Source organism: Streptomyces sp. NPDC018031 (assembly GCF_044327625.1).
Lineage (GTDB): Bacteria > Actinomycetota > Actinomycetes > Streptomycetales > Streptomycetaceae > Streptomyces.
Window position 1 is genome coordinate 46,990 of the sequence record NZ_JBIRFT010000030.1, and the last position, 7,125, is coordinate 54,114.

A 7,125-nucleotide genomic window follows, 5' to 3' on the forward strand; every position below is an offset into this window, starting at 1 on the left:
CATGACCTCGAACGAAGACAAGCTCCGCGATTACCTCAAGCTGGTCACCACCGACCTGCGGCAGACCAAAGCGCGCCTGCAGTCCATCGAGGACCAGAGCCACGAGCCGATCGCCATCGTGGGGATGGCCTGCCGCTTCCCCGGCGGCATCGGCTCCCCCGAGGAGCTGTGGGAGCTGGTCGCCGGCGGCGGTGACGCCGTCCAGCCGCTGCCCACCGACCGCGGCTGGGACCTGGAGGCGCTGTACGACCCGGCGATGAGCGGACCCGGCACCAGCTACGTGCGGGCCGGCGGGTTCCTCTCCGGCGCCGGCGAGTTCGACGCCGAGTTCTTCGGCATCTCGCCGCGTGAGGCGCTGGCCATGGACCCGCAGCAGCGGCTGCTGCTGGAGACCTCCTGGGAGGCCGTCGAGCGGGCCGGGATCAACCCCGCCTCGCTGCGCGGCGCCGACGCCGGCGTGTTCGTCGGCGGGCTCCCGCAGGACTACGCGCCCCGCGTCGGCGACCCGGCCACCGAGGACGTCGAGGGCTACCTGATGGTCGGCACCACCACCAGCGTGATGTCGGGCCGCATCGCCTACACCCTCGGGCTGTCCGGCCCCGCCCTGTCGGTGGACACCGCCTGCTCCTCGTCCCTGGTCGCCCTGCACCTGGCCGTGCGGGCACTGCGCCGGGGCGAGTGCTCGATGGCGCTGGTCGGCGGCGTCACCGTGATGTCCAGCCCCAACTGGCTGGTCGACCTCAGCCGCCAGCGCGGCCTGGCGGCCGACGGCCGCAGCAAGGCGTTCGCCGAGGGCGCCGACGGCTTCTCCGCGGGCGAGGGCGTGGCCGTCCTGGTCGTGGAGCGGCTGTCCGAGGCGCGGCGGAACGGGCACACCGTGCTGGCCGTGGTGCGGGGCTCCGCCGTGAACCAGGACGGTGCCAGCAACGGCCTCACCGCCCCCAACGACCTCGCGCAGGAACAGGTCATCCGGCAGGCGCTCGCCGACGCGCGCATCGAGGCCCACCGGGTCGACGCGGTCGAGGCGCACGGCACCGGCACCCGGCTCGGCGACCCGATCGAGGCGCACGCCCTGCTGGCCACCTACGGGCAGCGTCCGGCCGGCACCCCCCTCTGGCTCGGCTCGCTCAAGTCCAACATCGGTCACACCCAGGCGGCGGCCGGTCTCGCGGGCGTCGTCAAGATGGTGATGTCGTTGCGGAACGGGGTGCTGCCGAAGACGCTGCACGCCGACGAGCCGTCCTCGCACATCGACTGGTCGGCGGGTGCGGTGTCGTTGCTGACCGAGGCGCGGCCGTGGCCGGAGAAGGACGAGCCGTGGCGGGCCGGTGTCTCGTCGTTCGGCATCAGCGGGACCAACGCGCACGTGATCCTGGAGCAGGCACCGGAAGAGACGCAGGAGCAGGAGCCGGTGGACGGGGTGGCCGGGCCGGCGGCGGACATCCGCCCGGCCGCCGCCACCGCGGGCGTGGTGCCGTGGGTGGTGTCCGCCCGGAGCGCCGCCGCGCTGCGCGCCCAGGCCGGGCGGCTGCGGGCCCACCTCGCCGAGCGCCCCGCGCTCGACCCCTGGGACGTCGCGGGATCGCTCACCGCCACCCGCGCCGCGCTGGAGCACCGGGCGGTCGTCCTCGGCACCGACCGGGAGACGCTGCTCGCCGGGCTCGACGCGGTGAGCGCCGGCGAGGCATCGCCGGCGGTCGCGGCCGGCACGGCCCTCAAGGGCACCCGCACCGTGTTCGTCTTCCCCGGCCAGGGCGCCCAGTGGGCGGGCATGGCCCGCGCGCTGTGGGAGTCGGCTCCGGTGTTCGCCGCGTCGATGGAGCGGTGCGCCGCGGCCCTGGCCCCGTTCACCGACTGGTCGCTCGGCGCGGTGGTGCGGGGCGAGGAAGGCGCCCCCGGCCTGGACCGGGTGGACGTGGTGCAGCCGGTCTCCTGGGCGGTGATGGTCTCGCTCGCCGAACTGTGGCGCTCCTACGGCGTGGAACCCGCCGCGGTGGCGGGCCACTCGCAGGGCGAGATAGCCGCCGCCGCGGTGGCCGGCGCGCTGTCCCTCCAGGACGCCGCCCAGGTGGTGGCACTCAGGTCACGGGTCATCGGCGCGCGGCTGGCCGGCCGGGGCGGCATGGTCTCGCTGGCCCTGCCGCGCACCGAGGCCGAGGCGCGGATCGCCGGCCACGCCGGACGCATCGCGGTCGCGGCGGTCAACGGCGCCTCCTCCACCGTCGTCGCCGGCGAGCCCGGCGCCTTGGACGAACTGGTCGCCGGCTGCGAGGCGGACGGGATCCGTGCCCGCCGCATCCCGGTCGACTACGCCTCCCACTCCCCGCAGGTGGAGTCGGTCCGCGAGGAACTGCTGCGCGTCCTGGACGGCATCACCCCCCGCTCCTGCGAGGTGCCCTTCTACTCCACGGTGGACGCCGCGCCGATCGACACCGCCGGGCTGGACGCCGCGTACTGGGTCCGCAACCTGCGCGGCACCGTCGAGTTCGAGCAGGTCACCCGGCAGCTCATCGACGACGGGCACGGCCTGTTCGTCGAGTGCAGTGCGCACCCGGTGCTCGCCCTGGCCATCGGGGAGACCGCCGACGCCGCCGGCGCCCGGACCGCCACGGTCGGCTCGCTCCGCCGCGACGAGGGCGGCCTCGACCGGTTCCTGACCTCGGTCGGCGAGGCCTACGCGGTGGGCGCCCCGGTCGCCTGGGACCGGCTGTTCGACGGCGCGGCACGGGTGGAACTGCCCACCTACGCCTTCCAGCGCCGCCACTACTGGCTGACCCCGTCCGCCGCCCGCGGCGACGCGGCCGCCATCGGACTCGGCTCGGCCGGACATCCGCTGCTCGGCGCCGCCGTCACCCTCGCCGACGGCGGCGGGGTGCTGCTCACCGGCCGGATCGGCCTGCACACCCACCCCTGGCTGGCCGACCACGCGGTCTCCGGCACCGTGCTGCTGCCCGGCACCGCCTTCGTCGAACTCGCCCTCCGGGCCGGTGAGGAGGCCGGCTGCGGCCGCCTGGAGGACCTCACCCTCCAGGCCCCGCTGACGCTGCCCGAACGCGGCGGCGTGCAGATACAGGTGCGGGTCGGCGAGGAGGACGGCGACGGGCGGCGCCCGGTGAGCGTCCACGCCCGTCCGGAGCCCGCCGGCGGCGGCTCCGCCGCCGAGGACGACGGCACCGCGGACGGCGGATGGACCCGCCACGCGTCCGGCACCCTGGCCGCCGCCACGCCCGCCGCCACCGGCGCCGACCTGGCGGTGTGGCCGCCCGCCGGAGCCGAACCGGTCACCCTGGACGACCTCTACGGCCGGCTGGCCGGGATCGGCTACGAGTACGGCCCGGTGTTCCAGGGCCTGCGGGCCGCCTGGCGGCGCGGCGCCGACCTCTACGCCGAGGTGGAGCTGGAATCGGCCGACGACGCCGACCAGTTCGGGCTGCACCCGGCGCTGCTCGACGCCGCCGTGCACCCGGCGCTGCTCGACTCCCTCGACGTCCCGGGCCACCCGGTCCGGCTGCCGTTCGCCTGGAGCGGCGTGACCTGGCACGCCACCGGGGCCGCCGTGGCCCGGGTGCGGATGGCCGCCACCGGCCCCGGCACGGTCGCGCTGGACCTCGCCGACGCCACCGGCGCCCCGGTCGCCACCGTCGAATCCCTCACCCTGCGCCCGGTACCGGCCGGAGCCCTGACCGCCGCGCGGGACGGCCGCACCGACGCCCTGTACCAGGTGTCCTGGGCGCCCCTCGCGGACCCCGGCCGCACGTCGGCGGGCGACCCGGAGCCCCTGCTGCTGCCCGGCGCGGACGCCGCCGACCTGGCCGCCCTCACCGGAACGGCGGATGCCGCCGCGCCGGCGGCCGTGGTGGCCCCGCTGCCGGCCGGCACGGACCTGCGCGCCGCGCTCGGCCAGGCCCTCGCCCTGGTCCGGGCCTGGCTGGCCGACGAGCGGTTCACCGACTCCCGGCTGGTGCTGGTGACCCGCGCCGGAGACGCCGCCCACGCCGCCGTCCAGGGCCTGGTGCGCTCGGCCCAGACGGAGAACCCCGGCCGCTTCGTGCTGGTGGAGACCGACGGCCCGGACGGCCCGGACCGCACCCGGCTGGGCGCCGCGCTCGCCACCGGGGAACCCCACCTGGCCTGGCGGGACGGGGCCTGGTCGGTCCCCAGGCTGGCCCGCGCCGACCTCGCCCCCGAGCCCGGCCGCCGGCCGCTCGACCCGGCCGGCACCGCCCTGATCACCGGCGGCACCGGCACCCTGGGCGCCCTGTTCGCCCGCCATCTGGTCACCGCGCACGGCGTCCGCCGGCTGCTGCTCACCAGCCGCCGCGGCCCGGACGCGCCGGGCGCCGCCGAACTGGTGGCCGAACTGGCCGGACTGGGCGCCACCGCCACCGTCGTGGCCTGCGACGCCGCCGACCGCGAGGCGCTCGCCGCGGTCCTCGCGGACATCCCCGCCGAACACCCGCTGACCGCCGTGCTGCACGCCGCCGGGGTGCTCGACGACGGCATCGTCCCCACGCTCACCGGCGAGCGGCTGGAGACCGTGCTGCGGCCCAAGACCGACGCGGCGGACAACCTGCACGACCTGACCCGCGACCACGACCTGGCCGCCTTCGTGCTGTTCTCCTCCGTCGCCGGTGTGCTCGGCACCGCCGGCCAGGCCAACTACGCCGCCGCCAACGCCTACCTGGACGCCCTCGCCACCCACCGCCGGGCGGCCGGGCTGCCCGCCCTCTCCCTGGCCTGGGGCTACTGGGCCGAAGCCAGCGGTATGACCGGCCACCTGGACGGCGGCGACGTGCGCCGGCTGGCCCGTACCGGGGTCGCCGCCATGCCGTCGGAGACCGGCCTCGCCCTGTTCGACGCGGCCCTCGCCGGCGCCACCGACCAGGCCGCGCTGGTCCCGGTCCGGCTGGACCCGCGCGCCCTCACCGCCGCGGCCGGCGACCAGGGCGTACCGCACCTGCTGCGCGGCCTGGTGCGAGCCCCGCGGCGCCGGGCGGCCCGCACCACCGGCGGCGGAGCGCCGGCCGCCGTCGGCTCCGCCCTCGCCGGGCGGCTGGCCGGACTGTCCGACACCGACGCGCTGCGGCTGCTCACCGACCTGGTGCGCGAACACGCCGGCGCCGTGCTCGGCCACGGCTCCGGCGGGTCGATCAGCGCCGCCCGCTCCTTCCGCGAGCACGGCTTCGACTCGCTGGCCGCCGTGGAACTGCGCAACCGGCTCACCACCGCCACCGGTGTCAAGCTGGCCGCCACCGTCGTCTTCGACCACCCCTCCGCCGCCGACCTCGCCCGCCACCTGCACGGCAAACTGGCCGGCCGGCGGTCCGGCGCGGCCGCCGACGCCGCCGTCACGCGGGCCGCCGCCTCCGACGAGCCGATCGCGATCGTCGGCATGGCCTGCCGCTACCCCGGCGACATCCGCAGTCCCGAGGACCTGTGGCGCCTGGTCACCGAAGGCGCCGACGCCATCTCCGCCTTCCCCACCGACCGCGGCTGGGACGTGGCGAGCCTGGTCGACACCGAGGGACGGCGCGCCGGCACCTCCTACGTCGGCGAGGGCGGATTCCTCTACGACGCGGCCGACTTCGACGCCGGGTTCTTCGGCATCTCGCCGCGCGAGGCGCTGGCCATGGACCCCCAGCAGCGGCTGCTGCTGGAGACCTCCTGGGAGGTCTTCGAACGCGCCGGAATCGACCCGGCCACCCTCCGCGGCAGCCGCACCGGCGTGTTCGCGGGCGTCATGTACCACGACTACGCCACCCGCGTCAGCCGCTACCCCGAGGGCGTCGAGGGCTACCTGACCATCGGCAACGCGGGCAGTGTGGTCTCCGGCCGGCTCGCCTACACCTACGGTCTCGAGGGCCCGGCGGTCACCGTCGACACCGCCTGCTCCTCCTCGCTGGTCGCGCTGCACCTGGCGGTGGAGTCGCTGCGCCGCGGTGAGTGCTCGCTGGCCCTGGCCGGTGGCGTCACGGTGCTCTCGACGCCGAGCGTGTTCACCGAGTTCAGCCGCCAGCAGGGCCTGGCCGCCGACGGCCGGTGCAAGTCCTTCGCCGCGGCGGCGGACGGCACCGGCTGGTCCGAGGGCGTCGGGCTGCTGCTGGTGGAGCGGCTGTCGGACGCGCGCCGCAACGGCCACCGGGTGCTGGCCGTGGTGCGCGGTTCGGCGGTCAACCAGGACGGTGCCAGCAACGGTCTGACCGCGCCCAACGGGCCCTCGCAGGAGCGGGTGATCCGGCAGGCGCTGGCCAACGCGGGCCTCACCGCGGCCGAGGTGGACGCGGTGGAGGCGCACGGCACCGGCACCACCCTGGGCGACCCCATCGAGGCGCAGGCGCTGCTCGCCACCTACGGGCAGGAACGCGGCGGCGACGACCCGCTGTGGCTGGGCTCCTTCAAGTCCAACATCGGCCACGCGCAGGCGGCGGCCGGGGTCGGCGGCGTCATCAAGATGGTGATGGCGCTGCGTGACGGCACGCTGCCGAAGACGCTGCACGTGGACGAGCCGTCACCGCACATCGACTGGGCGTCCGGCGCCGTGGAACTGCTCACCGAGGCCCGCGGCTGGCCGGAGACCGGCCGCCCGCGCCGCGCCGCGGTGTCCTCCTTCGGCGTCAGCGGCACCAACGCGCATGTGGTCCTGGAGCAGGTGCCGGCCGCGGCCGACGCCGAACAGCCCACCGGCAGCGCACCCGTTGACGGGCCGGTACCCGTGGCCCGCCCGCTGCCCTGGCTGATCTCCGCCCGGACCGAGGAGGCGCTGCGCGCCCAGGCGGCACGGCTCCGGCGGTTCGCCGAGGCGCACCCCTCCCTCGGCCCCGCCGACATCGGCTGGTCACTCGCCGCCACCCGCTGGGGCCTGGAGCACCGCGCCGCCGTCATCGGCGACAGCCGCGAGGCGCTGCTGGGCGGCCTCGCCGCCCTGGAGCGGGACACCGACGGCACCGCCGAGCCCGGCACCGCCGCCCTGGTACGGGGCCAGGCGGCCGAGGAGCCGCCGCACACCGTGTTCGTGTTCCCGGGTCAGGGGGCGCAGTGGGTGGGGATGGCGCGGGAGTTGATGGCTTCGGTGCCGGTGTTCGCGGAGTCGATGGAGCGGTGCGGGCGGGCGTTGGAGCCGTTCGT

At 76.7% G+C, this 7,125-nt stretch carries 1 protein-coding gene; it reads left to right on the plus strand.

The window, feature by feature from the left end; genetic code table 11:
• Nucleotide 1: 1 nt before the first annotated feature.
• The coding region (locus ACH4B3_RS33245; protein WP_398469350.1) for a type I polyketide synthase at nucleotides 2–7,125 on the plus strand (7,124 nt) is incomplete at its 3' end.